Genomic DNA, 15,435 nt, shown 5'->3' on the forward strand with positions numbered 1-15,435 from the left:
AGAAGAAAGTGACGAAATTACCGACGACAAAAAACCTGCTTCGTGAACCCGAGCCAGTATTCAACAGATTTAATAAACATAGGTTCATCAATGTTACGGATAAAATAGATAAGAAGAACAGATAGAATGGAGTGGTCAGTACGTCGCGTGAAGACAACACGCGACGCTACCGGCAGTTAAGCCAGTTTAAACTGTGCCATTTCGTGGTTCAGGTCGGAAACTTGTTCACGCACCTGCTGTGAAGTCTGATTTGAGCGTTGGCTGATTGCCGCCACATCTTCCACCGCATGCGTTACGCCATGCATCAGGCTGGTGATCGCTTGAGTAGCCTGGGTTTGCTGCTCTGCCGCGCTGGCAAGTTGCAACATTTGATCGTTCAACATCGCGATTTGTTCCGTGGTGGACTCCAGTTTTACCACCGCCTCTTCGATGTGCTCCGCGCCCAGCTCCGCAATCTGCTGACCTTGCTGGATCTCTTTCACCACCGATGCCGTTGAGGACTGAATCGCCTGCACAATCTGGTTAATCTCGGTGGTCGACTGCGTAGTGCGGGTGGCCAGCAAACGCACTTCATCCGCCACCACCGCAAACCCGCGGCCGTAATCGCCGGCGCGTGCTGCTTCAATCGCTGCGTTCAACGCCAACAAGTTGGTTTGCTCTGCCAAGCCTTCAATCACTTCAGTCACTTTACCAATCGCCGCACTCTCTGCACTGAGTTGGCTCACCAACACGTTGGCTTTCTCAATCGTCTCATGCAGCGTCTGCATAGTCTCTTTGTTGAGTTCCAGTGACGCTTTGCCCTGCGCGATTTCGCGCTGCGATTCCGACAGGGTCTCAACCGAACGCTGCGCCTGAGCCAACGTGTGCGTGGTGGATTGCGCGACGTCAGACAATTCAGCATCCATCTCCGTGATGTGTTGTTGCTGGTTTTTCACCTGAGTCAGCGTCTGTTGATTGGAGTTGAGCAACGCGTTCATACTCTCACTCACCTGATTGGCTTTGTCCGTCACACCGCGCACAATGCCCGCCAGAGAAGCGTTCATGCGGTTGATGGATTCGGTCAGCGCAGACAGCTCATCGTTGCCTTGCACAGCTAATGGTTGCTGCGACACATCGCCAGCAGCAATCCGTTGCGCTCGCTGTGAAATCTCCGACACACGGCGACCAATGCTGCGTCCCATGTAATTGGATATCGCCAGTGCCGCAACAATAACCAGCACCAGCGCGACTACCAGAAACGTCAGCACCTGATGAATCGATGCTTCAATACCCTGCCCGCTGCGATCGGCTTTTTGCTGCTGCGCGGCCACCACATTTTCCAGACTCGCTTCCAGCGCGCTCGCCGCAGGTAGCAATTGCTTTGCCATTTCCTGGTTGGCAAAGTTCCAGTCTGGCGACTGACGCAGCGCGATGGTTTGATCCGCCAGTGGGAAATAGAGTTGTTGCATCTCTTTAAACAGATCCCACAACGAGCGATCGCTGTCATCCAGCAATTCGAGTTTGTCTTCGATCTCGCTGACCGACTGGTTGTGCGCTTTGATGAACTCCTGATATTTGCTCAGGTATTCCGGTTTGCCGTACAGCAAGAAGTCGCGCATCGCCGATAGAGCGTTGGCCAAAGAGTTATAGCTGTCGGCGTAAACTTTAAACAGGCGCTTACGTTCATCGCCCTCTTTCTTGGACGCTTCGTCGTTGATAAGACCCTGAATCTGGTCCAGCGCCACCTCGGCAATCGGCGCGGCTTCGTTAGTAAACAGGTTGTGTGCCGGCAGGTTTTCCGGGCCGTGCGCCAGTTCCACGATCTTATTGACTGAGGTTTTTACCTCGCCCCACTGTTTAACCACCGTTTGATAATCCTGCTCGGCGATCAGAGTTTCCAGCACCGGTAAGCTTTCGTCGGTTTGCACGATGATGCTATTCAACTGCTGCTTGAGGGTTTCACCAGCAACTTCGTCACTGCCCAGCAACATGTAGGCGCGCACGGTGGACAGCGTTGCCTGAATCGACTGCTGAATACCGCGGCTGGTATCGACGGTGGGTAAATCAGAATTAAGAAGGGATTGCGTGTGACGCTCTAATATCGACACACTGCGATAGGTCATCGCGGCAGACGCGACAAACAAAAGGGCCAACAACAAAAAACTCAGCTGCAACTTCCCTGAAATCGTTAGCTTCATCCATAAGCTCCTGTACAACGTTAGGCGGTCACTATAACGTTAATTTTCTGTTACGCAAACCGGGGAATATGAGATACCGTAAACGCGTAACTGACTGATATAAAATCCCATGCACATTCATATTGTTAACGAAACACGGGCAGCGAGCCGGCCTGTTTGACCTGACGCATTGCCAGGTGAGTGTGAATGTCTTTCACGTTGTCCAACTGCTGCACTTTACGAATAAAGCTCTCATAGCCGACCAGATCCGGGCTGACCACTTCCAGCAGATAATCGTACGCCCCCGACACCACGTGCGCGCTGATCACTTCATCCATCTCCACCAACGCCAATTCGAACTCGTCAATCGAACTGGCTTGATGATTGTTGAGGCTCACTTCAACAAACACCGTCATGCCGATGCCAATCGCTTTGCGATTCAGTTTGGCCTGATAACCGTCAATCACGCCTTCATCTTCGAGTCGCTTAAGCCGCCGCGCGCAAGGCGAAGCCGAAAGCCCCACCAACTCCGCAAGCTCGGCGGTTGAGAGCCTTCCCTGTTTCTGAATCAGAGCCAGCAAGTGGCGGTCAATTCTGTCCATTTTCATTTTTGGTCATTTCCAGCGTTATTTTTCATTTCATTGATGAAATCCATCAATATTTCTCTCTACATAAACTAAATTCGCCGAATATCAGCGTCAAGTAACCGTGATAATAAATATCGTCGCCGGATTTGTGAATCGCACACGGCACCACTGCTTATCAAGGATGACATATGTTCTCAGGATATCTGGCCATGCTGGCCACGCTGCTGCTCTGGTCTGGCTTTTTCTTATCACTGCGCGAAGGGGCCATCAGCGCGCTGACGCCTGCCGATATCGCGCTGACGCGTTTTTTGATCCCCGCTGTCGTGCTGCTGCCGTTTGTCATGAAAGCCAAAGCAAAAATCGCGGTGGTGCCTAAGCGTTACCTGCTCGGTATGTTCATTGGTTGCGGCCTGCCCTATCTGCTCCTGACTGGCAGCGCGATGCATTTTGTACCGGTTTCCGATGGCAGCACACTGGTTCCCGGCACACTACCGCTCTTTGTCTCCGGCATTGCCGTCTGGCTGTTTAATCAGCCGTTAAGCCAGCATCGTATCTTTGGTTTGGTGTTGGTATTGGGCGGGATTGGCGTGTTTCTCTCAACCAGCGCAATGGATTATCAGAGTGATAAACTGTTTGGCCATCTGCTGTTTCTGCTCGGCAGTATGATGTGGGCGGTGTTTACCATCTGCGCCCGCGTTGCGAACCTCCATTCGCTGGCAGCGGCCGGATTCATTTCGCTGCTATCCGTAGTGCTGCTGCTCGCGCTGATTGCGACAGGAGTATTACCCAGTTATCTGGCACAAACGCCCGTCGCACAATGGCCATGGCAGACGCTATTTGGTCACAGTTTGATTCAGGGTGTCGGGGCAGGCGTCATTGCCGCATTTACTTATCTGCACGCCGTAACCACACTGGGCGCGGAACGCTCGGCGGCGTTTGGTTCAGCAACCCCGGCCATTGCAACCTTACTGGCAATTCCGGTATTTGGTGAGATTCCAACCAGCATGACCTGGCTGGGATTGGGATTAGTCAGTTGCGGCAGCTTAATTGCCAGCAACGTATTTATGAAGTACGACGCATCGCTGGCGTACCAGCCACCGCAACACGGCAAAGGATAACTTAGCGAATCACTTCCACGATGAGTGGCACAACAACGCACAGGCCAAACAGAGTGTTGGCCTTGTCGCTGTAGCGTAAATGGATAAGAAATGGCGAGGCGACAAACAGCGTCACTAACACGGGAACCGCGCTAATCACACCGAACAGATACAGCGCCACCAACAGGACGGACAAAGCGACTGTCCAGCGCACCGGCACCAGCAGCTTTTTTCCTAATCCAAACATAAATACCAAGGCAGCAAGCAAAGGTAACATCAAAACACCTTTATGATATTAATTCTCATTTAGATTTATAATAGTCATGCCCGTTAGCAAAAGCAATAGGCAGAGCAACAAAGATATCCGGCTTGCGGTTGGGCAACTCCGCGACTTCAGGTATATTTCGCGTTTACTCAATAAAGAAGTCAGCTGTTATGAAAACCCCCTGTATCGCCGCCTGTAAAAATAACGCCGGAGTTTGTTCTGGTTGTCATCGCACCATGGATGAAATTATTCAGTGGCGTCATTTGTCCGACCACGAGCGGGACACCATCATGCAGCGCTTATCCGGCCAGCAAACCACGCACCACTGCCCATCTTGTGGTGAGCCGGCACATTGCGATATCAGCGCAGGCAAAAGCACCTGCTGGTGTTTTGAGTTGGAAAAACGCGACCTTTCAGCCCTGCCAGAAAGCTCAGTGTGTTTGTGTCGCCGATGCTTAGCAAAACAGCCGCTTGAATAATAATTTCACATTACTTTTTCTAATTCAAAACATAGATTTTTATCTTGCGTAAGATCACACTTTTCGATTGATAAAGCGCTCCACCCTCACTAATATCTCGCGCCGAGAACACCGCATTCCTTCCCGTTCTCATTAGTCATATTTTTGTAATTTATCTTTCTCGCGTTATTAATGTTGTTGGGTGGAGAAAAAGATGTCTGCAACATTTCCGTTAGCCAAACTGACGTTCCTGATCGCCATTCTGACCGCTGTCGGCCAGATGACTCAGACCATGTATGTGCCTTCTATCGGTCATATGGCCGATGATTTTCTGGTGTCTGCCGCATCGCTGCAGGCGGTGATGGCGTGCTATCTGATCCCTTATGGTGTCTCGCAGTTTGTCTACGGGCCACTGTCTGATCGCCTGGGCCGCAAGCCAATCATTATCGCGGGATTAGTTATCTATATCCTTGGCTCTCTGGTTGCTTTGTTTGCACAAGAGTTTTCCTGGTTCCTGGCGGGTAGCTTTATTCAGGGGCTGGGCATCGGTTGTGGCGGTGCGATGTGCCGTACTCTGACCCGAGATTGTTTTACTGGCGCAGAACTGCATCGTGCAAACAGCCTGATCAGCATGTGTTTGATCTTCTCACCGCTGATCGCCCCGGTGCTGGGCGGCTACCTGACGGAGTTCTTTGGTTGGCGTTCAAGCTATCTGTTCTTATCGCTGTTTGCGATTGCCGTGGTCATTACCATGATGACCAGCATGGTCGAGACCTTGCCAAAAGAGATCCGTAAAAAAGAATCGGTGCTGCGCAGCTACAGTTTCGTCATGTCGGATCACCGTTTTCAGGGTTACCTGATCTGTTTGGTGGCAACCTTTGCTGGCGTTGCAGTGTTTGAAGGTGCCGCGGGTGTGCTGTTAGGCGGCGTACTTGAGTTGCCGGCGACCACCGTCAGCTTGCTGTTCGTCACCCCGATTCCGGGTTATCTGGCTGGTGCCTGGCTATCAAGCGTGATCGCTCAGCGCTACAGTGAAAAACGTGCGCTGCGCGTGGGCCTGTTCGCGATTATGCTGGGATCGATGATCGTTCTGATCCCGGGTCTGCTTGACCAAACCACAGCGCCAACCTTGATCGGCGGAGCGACCGTTTACTTTCTGGGTGCAGGCATTCTGTTTCCGGCTGCGACCACTGGCGCGTTGGCGCCGCTGCCTTACCATGCCGGTACTGGCGGCGCGATTCTGGGCGGGATGCAAAATCTGGGAGCTGGCTTGGCAACGTTGCTGGCCTCCGTATTCCCGGCCTCAAACCAACTGCCATTGGGCATTATTATGTTGGTGATGTCGCTACTGGCTCTGCTTGGATTGCGCCGCGTTTACAAACGCCACGATCCATCCAAACACATGCCATTGGCCGTATAATCAGACGAAAAAAAGGGAGGCTCAGCCTCCCTTTTTGTTTTCAGTCACTGCTTATTTCGCGGTCAGTGCCACACCTTCAAACTTCACGCCATCCCAACCAAAACGGATGAAATTGCGAATATTCTGGTGATCGTCGTTCTCCGGATGTTGCAATACATCCTGACGGTAAAAATCACCAAAACAGGCCAGTGTGGCTTCCGGGCTGAGCTGATTCAGCTGGGCGAACGCAAAAATCTTACATGAACCATTATTCTGGTTCGCTTCGTTGCGGGTTTCGCCGTTATCAAACGCCGTCGGTGTGAAATCGTAATGCGCATCGATGGTGGCAATCACCTCTGCAAATACGACGTTTTCAGGTTGCTCAGTCAGTTGAGTCAATAGCGCGCTCAGTTCCATGTGTGTCCATTCCCGTTGATTTCGAAAGCCCGCAGTCTAAAGAAAAATTTCCCCGATGAAAACCTATGCACAACTTGAAACACTTTATGCATCCAACAAGGTATGAAAAATGCTAGTAATTAATGAGAAAGTTGATGCACATATCGCCTGTGTTACAGCAGTAATTTGTCCGGCATCAAACCCGATGCAAATAGGGATACAATTTTATTGCTTTAATACGTACGTTATGTTTTTTAATCCTTGTCTACACTAATGTTTTACCGATTAAACCTATAAATTGAATGAGTCGTCAGAGGGCTTTATGAAAAAACTATTGCGGCATTTTCCTTTGTACAGGGTGGTCACGCTGATTGCCGGGCTGCCTATCGCCATTGCGTTAATACTTGCTACGTTCAACGTCCTCGACCTCAGACAGCGAGTCGAAACCGCCGAACACGATCAGGAAACGGTAAAACTGATCCTGCTGTACGATAACCTCGCCCACAACTTAGCCCTCGAACGCGGCCTGACTGCCGGTGTGCTGGGTTCCAAAGGCCAAGGGCCTCAGGTTGAACAGCTGAGAAAACAGCGCAGCGAAACCGATACGCACGTCAAAGCGCTGCAGAGTTTTTCTCCGGTGACCGTCAATCCCGTATTGGCCAACAAACTGAAAGCGGATGTGCAAAACCAGCTCGCTCAGTTGAATGATGTACGCCGTCAGGTCGACTCGTTAACGCCAACGGTTTCTCCTTTTGCCTACTACTCCAATCTGAACCAACTGGCGATCGATGACTCACAGATTCTGCTCTCGACCATTGATGATGCGAATGTCGCCGAATTGGGCAGCTCTCTCATTTCTGTGGTGATCATGAAAGAGCGTGCAGGTCAGGTACGTGGTGCCCTAAATGGTGCGTTTGCCCGAAAATCGTCCACACCGGCGCAGTACACCGCCGTGAATGGTTATATCGAATCGGGTAACTACGCAGAACGTATGGCCGCGATGACCATGCCAAAAGCGCTGAGCGACAAACTCAGCGAATTCAAAAGCAGCGAAACTTGGAAAAACGTCGATAAGGTTCAGCAATCTTACCTGTCACAAAGTCAATCTCTGGATGCGTTAGAAGGTCCGGCCCCGGCTGAGTGGTTCGCGGCGGCAACCGAACGTATCAAATTGATTAACCAACTGCGCAACGGCATTCAACAACAGATGACCACCATGTCGGCCGAGCAGGCGACTCAGGCTATCTGGAATCAGAACGTGATTTTAATTGCCAGCCTGATTGTGGCGGTCTTGTTGGTTTGGAGCCTGCTGACCAGCGTCATCACGCTACGCGAACGCGCGGGCAAACTGAATAAAACGCTGCATTCAATGGCATCGAAGCGCGATCTGGGTGTGTCGATTGCATCCGAAGGACGTGACGAGATTTCGCAGATTTCACAAAGCGTCAACGGCCTGACCAACAACATTCGCAGCCTGCTGTCTGATGTGACGCAAACCAACGATCATAGTGCCGAGCGCCTGAAGAAGATTGTCATGGGCGCACAAGACCTCGGTAAAAGCAGCGGTGCAACGACCGCAAAATGTGAAAACATTGCCGCGGCGATGACCGAGTTGTCGCAATCTAGTGTCGAAATCGCTCAGTCTTCAGAGCGTGCGCTGGAAGAGACACACCAAATGACTCAGCGCGTCGTCGAGTGCCAGGGTCAGAGCCAATCCTCCTTTAAAGCGGTTGAGGCGCTGGTGGAGCAAATCGAACAAACGCAAACCTGCATGAGCGAGCTGGAAAAAGACGCCATGAGCGTGAGTAAGATTGTCGATACCATCAACGGCATTTCAGAACAAACCAACCTGCTGGCACTGAACGCCGCGATTGAAGCGGCGCGTGCCGGTGAACACGGGCGCGGTTTTGCGGTGGTGTCGTCAGAAGTTCGTGATTTGGCGCAGCGCAGTAAAGAAGCTACTGAGCACATCAGCCAATTGCTAAGCAACATCACCAACAACACTGCGACAGCAGTGAACAACATGGAAAAAAGCCGTGATGCGACCCATGAAACTTTTGAGTCCGTCTCAACGGTAACAAACAGTGTTGCCGCTCTGGAAAGCGTGATCGAAGAAGTTAACGCTCACATCACCAGCATCGCTAACGCCACGATCGAGCAATCAAAAGCCAGCGAAGCCGTCGATAAAGACGTCGATATTCTGGCTGAAATTGCCCAGCAAACTGGTGAACTGGCGCAGCAGATGAATAACATCGTCAGCAGCTATCACGGCGAAGTCGACCGCGTGAAGCAGCAACTCGGCGCGTTCAAACTGAATTAATCAATGCGGTAACCAATAAAAAAGGTCATCACTGTGATGACCTTTTTTATTACTGTTCATAGAGGTTCAGAACGGCACTTCAATCTGCATAAACCAGTCTGCCTGATACACTTCGTGCCAGCGATAATCCAAACGAACGCGCGGCTCGCCCGCTTTCTTCTGGCCAAAACCCAGGCTCAGTTTCAAACCATGACTCATTAGCCACTCTTCGGTGCTCATCTGGTTTTCGCGTGCGGCCAAATCGGTCGGCATCCACACCCCCAGCCCCAAATAACTGTTTTCCAGTTGTTGAGTGAGAAACGGGTTCGTGTCATTACTATCTGCGGCAATCCAGCCGTTCCAGTAGTTGACATCATGGGCGCCGGATTCGGTTTCGACATCGAAGTTCAACAAGTGCTCTGAGGTGTATTCCCAGCCATCGCGCAGAGAAATACACACACCAGCATTGTCTAGTTGGGCGGTTTCGTAGGATTCATCGGTAGGGAGTGTTGCGGGCGTATAGAGATCGCATGCAGACGCTAAGGTCGGCAAAGAGAAAAGTGTCATCAGCAAAACGCACTTTTTCATGAATACGACTCCAGCCCAAAACGGGCAAACAATTAATAAACATCCAGTTTTCGCAGCAAATGTTCTACCGAAGGTGTGGTCATTGAAGACACATCCCCTTTCTCAGCCAGTCGCTGACGGATATCCGTACTGCGCACTTTGACTTTTTCCGGACAGGCCATCACTGACCAGCGCTGCAAAATCTCTTTGGATTTAAAAAACTTACCGAAGTTGAAAAGATTATCAGGTCCGACCACGAAAGTAATGTCAGCGTTTGGAAAAATTTCCTGTAAACGCTCTAAAACGGCGTAAGTGGTAACACTTTCACCCGGATTGATTAAATCTTGTTCTACAGTACAACGTTCTAGCTTATTTGAAGCCAAATCGCTAATAAAAGCATCAATAAGCTGGCATCGGATCTCATAATTTAGCATTTCCTTACCCCAGGCATGCGAAATGCTGGGTACGAGTAAAATGCGATCAAAATGTTCCAGTGAGTCGATTACGCTCTTGTGCCCCAACGTTGGTGGGTTAAAAGCGCTGCCAAAAACAGCAATTTTTTCCATCTTTTTCCCGATTAAGAGTGAAAACGGCATTCACGGTTTTCTAATTGAATGTTTGCGGTATGATACTACTAAATGTTTATTGCTTGCAGGAAAAGGAACTCTAATGGAACAAATTATCCGAGAAGAGATGCGAGTGCTACCAAGCATCGATCCAGAATTCGAAATTGAACGCCGTGTTGGCTTTATCAAACGCAAACTGACTGAATCTGGCTGTAAAGCGCTGGTACTGGGTATCAGTGGCGGTATTGATTCCACTACGTGTGGCCGTTTGGCGCAGCTGGCAGTCGACGCACTGAACCAAGAACACGCCACCGACCAATACAAATTCGTCGCCGTTCGCCTGCCTTACGGCGAGCAGAAAGACGAAGACGAAGCGCAACTGGCGCTTTCTTTCATTCAGCCAACATACTCGGTGTCGGTGAACATCAAAGCGGGGGTTGATGGTCTGCATGCGGCATCACACGATGCATTGGCTGGTACTGGCCTTATCCCAAGTGAAGAAGCCAAAGTCGACTTCGTGAAAGGCAACGTGAAAGCGCGTGCGCGCATGGTGGCGCAATACGAAATCGCAGGCTACGTGGGTGGTTTGGTTCTGGGTACGGACCATTCGGCAGAAAACATCACTGGCTTCTACACCAAATTTGGTGACGGCGCGTGTGATATGGCGCCTCTGTTTGGCCTGAGCAAACGTCAGGTTCGCCAAGTTGCAGCAGCATTGGGCGCTCCGGATCTGCTGGTACACAAAACACCAACCGCCGATCTGGAAGAACTGGCACCACAAAAGGCGGACGAAGATGCATTGAATCTGACGTACGAACAGATCGACGATTTCCTCGAAGGCAAGCCCGTTGAGCAGTTCGTTATCGACCGTTTGGTGGGCATTTACAAAGCAACCCAGCACAAGCGTCAACCGATTCCAACCATCTACGACTGATCGGATTGCATACTTTTTGGTGCTTTATGCATCAATGCACCTAAGTTATTGTAAAGCCAAGCCTTCTGCGCTTGGCTTTTATTCACACGCCTTACGATGTAGCACAACATTCTCGCTACAAAAGCACTCCCAAAACCATTACGTATCAAGGGAATAGCGTGACTGTACTCCCATTACTTTCATTTCATTTTTGATAGCCAGATTTGTGTGAACCAAGCTTCATATTTTTTGTGAATAGCGTCGGAAAATATATTCATCTTTCACTTTATAAGGTTCACAAATATGTTGTACGTGGAATTCCTGTTCCTCTTGCTGATGTTATACATCGGCTCACGTTACGGCGGTATTGGCCTTGGCGTTGTATCGGGCATCGGCCTTACGATCGAAGTCTTTATTTTCAAGATGCCACCGACTTCACCACCAATCACCGTTATGCTCATCATTCTTGCGGTGGTGACCTGTGCTTCGATTCTTGAAGCGGCCGGCGGTTTGAAATACATGCTGCAAGTGGCTGAACGTCTGCTGCGTAAAAACCCTAAACGCGTCACCATCATTGCACCACTGGTGACTTACTGTATGACTTTCCTGCTGGGTACCGGTCACGCGGTGTACTCCATCATGCCAATCATCGGCGACGTTGCGTTGAAAAACGGCATTCGTCCGGAACGTCCGATGGCGGCGGCTTCTGTGGCATCGCAAATCGCCATTACCGCGTCTCCGATTTCTGCGGCGGTGGTGTACTACTTGGCTGAACTGTCCAACATCAACCACAACATCACACTGCTGTCGATTCTGATGGTGTCTGTGCCAGCCACGCTGTTCGGTACCGTGCTGATGTCACTTTACAGCCTGCGTCGCGGTAAAGAGCTGGAAGACGACAAAGAGTACCAAGCGCGCCTGCAAGATCCTGTGCTACGTGAAAAAATCTTCAGCACCACCGCAACGTCTTTGAATGAGCATCTGCCAGCTTCTGCGAAAAACTCAGTTCTGCTGTTCATTCTGTCGATCATCGTGATTGTACTGGTGGCGATGTTCCCTGAAGTGCGTCAAATCGGCGATGCCAAACCGATTAACATGGCAACCGTCATTCAGATGATGATGCTGTGTTTCGGCGGTATTATTCTGCTGGTCACCAAAGTGAATCCGAAAACGGTACCGGAAGGCGTGGTGTTCAAATCGGGTATGGTGGCGGCGATTGCGATCTTCGGTATCGCATGGATGTCGGATACCTACTTCCAATACGCGATGCCGCAGTTCCGCTCTGGCATCATCGACATGGTAAACGCCTACCCTTGGACGTTTGCGCTGGCGCTGTTCATCGTATCGGTAGTGGTGAACTCGCAAGCGGTGGTGGCGAAGATGATGCTGCCTGTGGGCTTGGCGCTGGGCTTAGAACCTGCCCTGCTGATTGGTCTGATGCCTGCGTTGTACGGTTACTTCTTTATTCCGAACTACCCGTCTGATATCGCAACCGTAAACTTCGATATCACTGGCACCACCAAGATCGGTAAGTGGTATTTCAACCACTCCTTTATGGCACCCGGCCTGGTTGGTGTGATTGGTGGCTGTTGTATGGGCTACGTCCTCGGTCAAATCGTGATTGGTTGATCACCCAAGCGAATGAAAAAGCGGGCTTCATGCCCGCTTTTTGTTTTGAACCACGGTTTATGTAGAACCCATCCTATTTGAACGGGTTCTTTCGCTATTTAAATTGGCTTTGCAATGCCCGGCTCACCGCCAATTTTCGCTCACCGATGTAGACGTACATTTTGCTGGTGAAGTCCTTTTTCACTTTATCCACCTTAGCGACATTGACGGCGACGGAGCGATGGATTTGCCAGAACTGTTCGGGGTTGAGCTGGGCCAGCAGATCCTTAAGCGATGAGCGCAGCAGATACTCTTCGATTCCACGCTCCCCCTGCTTGTAAACCGACAGGTATTTATCTTCCGCTTTGAGATAGAGCACATCTGCCGCAGCGATCAAATGAATCTCCTCGCCCTTGCTCGCTTTCAACCAAGTCAAATAACTGGGTTTAACGTTGAGCTGCGATAGCTGGGAAATCAGCTGCGTCATGTCCGGCGCGGTTTGCTCGGCGCTTTGTAATCGCTGCTGCAAACGTTCACAACATTGTTGCAGACGAGATTCGGTAACCGGTTTAAGCAGATAATCCGCCGCATTGGTGTCAAAGGCGCGCAGCGCGTACTCATCAAAGGCCGTGACAAACACCACCAGCGGCGGCTTGATGAGTCCTTTGAGTTTATTCGCCAGTGCCATGCCATCAAGCTTGGGCATTCTGATGTCCAGAAACACGATGTCCGGCTGATGCTGATGAATGGCTTCGAGTGCCGTTTCCCCATTATCCGCTGTGGCCACCACCGTGAGTTGTGGCCACAGATCCGCCAAAGACTGGTTGAGATGGCGGCGCAGCAGCGGCTCATCGTCTGCGATCAGCGCGGTCACGTCAGGCCGCATAGTGCTCTCCTTGTGAGTGTTCCATCGCGTGTTCAGCGATTCGAATAGCGGCCGTCACGCCGCCCTTTGCGTTCTGAGTAATCGTGAAATGGGCATCATGACCAAACAAACCGTGAAGACGCTGACGCACATTCTCCAGCGCGATACCATTCCCTTTGGGAATATCGCTGAGCCCAGCGCCATTATCAGAGACCGTGAATACAATCGAGTCCTGCAGGCGCTCAATCGCCACATTCACTTCTCCGCCCTCCGCTTTGGGTTCAATGCCATGCTCTATCGCATTTTCCACCAGTGGCTGCAACAGCATTGGCGGCAGGCAGAGCGAGTTCCACTGCTGACTAGCAGGTAAGCTGTAGCGCAAGCGGTCTCCCAAGCGAATCGCCTGAATTCCGAGATAAGCGTCAATCAATTCCAGTTCATCTTTGAGTGTCGAAACACCTTCGCGACAGCGCATTGAACTGCGCAATAAATCGGTCAGTTTTTCCAGCATACGCTGCGCTTTGTGCGGTTCGCTGGCAATCAGCGCATTCACATTCGCGAGCGTGTTAAACAGAAAATGCGGTTCAATCTGGCTTTGCAGCTGTTTGAGTTGACTCAGCAACAGTGCTTTCTCCTGTTCGCTCTGACGACGTTTCGCCACTTCGAGCGCATTTTCCGCCACCAGTTTTTGCTCATGGGCATAGAAATAGAAAAAGCACAGCGCGGTAAACATAAAGCCCAGCATCACCACCGGTTTGAGCGCTGCAATACTGTCGAATCCCGGGTATTGATTCAACCACATGTACGCGTTGGCGGTGCCCAGTACCATTCCGCCAGCCAACGCAAGCAGATTGATATAGCGGGTAGAAAGCGATGGGAGCGCCGCCCCGAGCACCAGTGCACACATATACGCACTCAAACCGTAACCAAAGCTGATGATGAGATGGCCGCTGAGCGGGCTTGACCAGATAGCCTGAGTGCCGAGCGCAATCACAAAGCAAAACAGCGCGGTAAATGTCAAGCTCTTGCCATGACGTTTTAGCCAAAGAGTTGTGTCTGTCATGAGACGATTCCTTTATCAATGAGTGGATCCTAAACAGTTCAGGCGGGTTTGCCTACGCGCTCCCTTTAATGCCGCAACGAAACGTGCGGCACATCCCTTTTCTGTGTTGTCGGGAATCAGATTAAAGCGATTTGAATACTCATTTGGCGCTTTGCGACGAACGGTCATACTCTGGCGTGAACGGTTATCTGTCAGCGTCATTGACGCAGAGAAATCGAATCAGCAACGTTCACATACTAAAAAACCAGCCCGAAGGCTGGTTTTCATCTTTTCAGCAGAGTGGTCTATGGCACACCATGGCCTTTCGACGCGACCCAAACTCGATACCACTGTTCGCGGCTGAGAGTCAGATCCAGTGCGTCAACAGCCGCTTGTACCCGCTCGATTTTACCCGAACCGATGATCGGCAGAGGTTTGGCCGGCAGTGCACGAACCCAAGCGTAGATCACTTGATCAATGCTCTCTGCGCCTAACTCTTCACGCAGTTCTTCTAAAACAGCGCGCACACGTTGCGCCTGCTCAGAATCCCCGTGAAAGATAGCGCCGCCACCCAAACATGACCACGCCATCGGACGGGTACGCAGCATCTGCATTTGATCCAACGTTCCATCGTGCGCGACGTCGAAATTGAGGGGGTTAATTTCCACCTGGTTGGTTACCAGCGGTTTACCCAGACGCGACTGCAGCAATTCGAACTGCGCAGGTGAGAAGTTCGATACGCCGAAGTGTTTCACTTTGCCCACTTTGTGCAGCTCGGTAAACGCTTCAGCCACTTCGTCTGCATCCATCAACACATCCGGACGGTGAATCAGCAGCAAATCAATTTCGTTCACACGCAGACGCTCCAGCGAGTTGTTCACCGACTGGTAAATATGCGCCGCACTGGTGTCGTAATGGTTGATTTTGCGCTCTGGGAATTTAGCGCTGCACAGCTTGATGTCACACTTGGTGACGATCTGCAATTGCTCGCGCAGCGACGGTTCCAACGCTAACGCTTCACCGAACAGTTGTTCACACTCGTAGTTGCCATAAATATCAGCGTGATCAACCGTTGTGATCCCAAGCTCGAGGTGCTGTTTCAGGAAGGTCAAACGCTCTTGCGCCGTCATACCCCATTCGCCCAGACGCCAGTAACCTTGTACTAACTCAGAAAATTCCGGGCCTTGAGAGGCAATCGTTACTTTCGCAACCATGGT

At 51.0% G+C, this 15,435-nt stretch carries 15 protein-coding genes; 6 read left to right on the forward strand and 9 right to left on the reverse strand.

Going from position 1 to position 15,435, the window contains the following annotated elements; genetic code table 11:
* Nucleotides 1-176 precede the first annotated feature (176 nt).
* Nucleotides 177-2,177 carry a methyl-accepting chemotaxis protein gene (locus JIG40_RS18710; protein WP_199465837.1) on the reverse strand — a complete coding sequence of 667 codons (2,001 nt, stop codon included), beginning with the start codon at nucleotides 2,175-2,177 and terminating at the stop codon, nucleotides 177-179.
* A 125-nt stretch (nucleotides 2,178-2,302) separates the two neighbouring features.
* Nucleotides 2,303-2,758, reverse strand: coding sequence for an Lrp/AsnC family transcriptional regulator (locus JIG40_RS18715; protein ID WP_140228913.1), 456 nt, complete (start codon nucleotides 2,756-2,758; stop codon nucleotides 2,303-2,305).
* A 173-nt stretch (nucleotides 2,759-2,931) separates the two neighbouring features.
* Between JIG40_RS18715 and JIG40_RS18720 the strand changes: the two genes are divergently transcribed.
* A complete protein-coding gene (locus JIG40_RS18720; protein ID WP_172558263.1) occupies nucleotides 2,932-3,861 on the forward strand; it encodes a DMT family transporter in 930 nt (309 codons plus the stop codon).
* Nucleotide 3,862: 1 nt separating this feature from the next.
* Here the strand turns inward: JIG40_RS18720 and JIG40_RS18725 are convergent, their stop codons facing one another.
* A complete protein-coding gene (locus tag JIG40_RS18725) occupies nucleotides 3,863-4,117 on the reverse strand; it encodes a hypothetical protein (RefSeq protein ID WP_047460605.1) in 255 nt (84 codons plus the stop codon).
* 158 nt (nucleotides 4,118-4,275) lie between these two features.
* On the opposite strand from JIG40_RS18725, the gene JIG40_RS18730 reads away from it, so the two are divergent.
* On the forward strand, nucleotides 4,276-4,584 hold the full coding sequence (locus JIG40_RS18730) for a cysteine-rich CWC family protein (protein ID WP_020431616.1): 309 nt from the start codon (nucleotides 4,276-4,278) through the stop codon (nucleotides 4,582-4,584).
* Nucleotides 4,585-4,777: 193 nt separating this feature from the next.
* Complete coding sequence (gene emrD / locus JIG40_RS18735; RefSeq protein ID WP_020431615.1) at nucleotides 4,778-5,983, forward strand: multidrug efflux MFS transporter EmrD; 1,206 nt, start codon at nucleotides 4,778-4,780, stop codon at nucleotides 5,981-5,983.
* Between the two features lie 51 nt (nucleotides 5,984-6,034).
* Here the strand turns inward: emrD and JIG40_RS18740 are convergent, their stop codons facing one another.
* Nucleotides 6,035-6,379 (reverse strand): HopJ type III effector protein, encoded by a 345-nt coding sequence (locus JIG40_RS18740; protein ID WP_020328189.1) that lies wholly within the window; start codon nucleotides 6,377-6,379, stop codon nucleotides 6,035-6,037.
* 301 nt (nucleotides 6,380-6,680) lie between these two features.
* On the opposite strand from JIG40_RS18740, the gene JIG40_RS18745 reads away from it, so the two are divergent.
* The gene (locus tag JIG40_RS18745) at nucleotides 6,681-8,678 is read left to right on the forward strand and encodes a nitrate- and nitrite sensing domain-containing protein (protein ID WP_199465838.1); all 1,998 of its coding nucleotides are present in this window, start codon (nucleotides 6,681-6,683) and stop codon (nucleotides 8,676-8,678) included.
* Between the two features lie 66 nt (nucleotides 8,679-8,744).
* On the opposite strand, the gene JIG40_RS18750 is transcribed toward JIG40_RS18745, so the two are convergent.
* Nucleotides 8,745-9,245, reverse strand: a complete 501-nt coding sequence (locus tag JIG40_RS18750) for a hypothetical protein (protein ID WP_075989691.1) — start codon at nucleotides 9,243-9,245, stop codon at nucleotides 8,745-8,747.
* A 32-nt stretch (nucleotides 9,246-9,277) separates the two neighbouring features.
* A complete protein-coding gene (locus JIG40_RS18755) occupies nucleotides 9,278-9,790 on the reverse strand; it encodes a nicotinate-nicotinamide nucleotide adenylyltransferase (protein WP_020328186.1) in 513 nt (170 codons plus the stop codon).
* A gap of 103 nt (nucleotides 9,791-9,893) precedes the next feature.
* On the opposite strand from JIG40_RS18755, the gene nadE reads away from it, so the two are divergent.
* Nucleotides 9,894-10,724, forward strand: coding sequence for an ammonia-dependent NAD(+) synthetase (gene nadE, locus JIG40_RS18760; RefSeq protein WP_020328185.1), 831 nt, complete (start codon nucleotides 9,894-9,896; stop codon nucleotides 10,722-10,724).
* A 282-nt stretch (nucleotides 10,725-11,006) separates the two neighbouring features.
* Nucleotides 11,007-12,332 carry an anaerobic C4-dicarboxylate transporter gene (locus JIG40_RS18765; RefSeq protein ID WP_020328184.1) on the forward strand — a complete coding sequence of 442 codons (1,326 nt, stop codon included), beginning with the start codon at nucleotides 11,007-11,009 and terminating at the stop codon, nucleotides 12,330-12,332.
* A 94-nt stretch (nucleotides 12,333-12,426) separates the two neighbouring features.
* Here the strand turns inward: JIG40_RS18765 and JIG40_RS18770 are convergent, their stop codons facing one another.
* The 3 genes from JIG40_RS18770 to JIG40_RS18780 form a co-directional block, all read right to left on the reverse strand.
* Nucleotides 12,427-13,197, reverse strand: a complete 771-nt coding sequence (locus tag JIG40_RS18770) for a LytTR family DNA-binding domain-containing protein (protein WP_158146372.1) — start codon at nucleotides 13,195-13,197, stop codon at nucleotides 12,427-12,429.
* Nucleotides 13,187-14,239 carry a histidine kinase gene (locus JIG40_RS18775; protein WP_199465839.1) on the reverse strand — a complete coding sequence of 351 codons (1,053 nt, stop codon included), beginning with the start codon at nucleotides 14,237-14,239 and terminating at the stop codon, nucleotides 13,187-13,189. Before JIG40_RS18775 ends, JIG40_RS18770 begins: the two co-directional genes overlap by 11 nt.
* 284 nt (nucleotides 14,240-14,523) lie before the next feature.
* Nucleotides 14,524-15,432: an aldo/keto reductase family oxidoreductase gene (locus JIG40_RS18780; RefSeq protein WP_199465840.1), complete on the reverse strand. Its 909-nt coding sequence runs from the start codon at nucleotides 15,430-15,432 to the stop codon at nucleotides 14,524-14,526.
* Between the last annotated feature and the right edge of the window lie 3 nt (nucleotides 15,433-15,435).

This window comes from Vibrio sp. bablab_jr001 (genome assembly GCF_016464285.1).
GTDB classification, from domain to species: domain Bacteria; phylum Pseudomonadota; class Gammaproteobacteria; order Enterobacterales; family Vibrionaceae; genus Vibrio; species Vibrio fluvialis.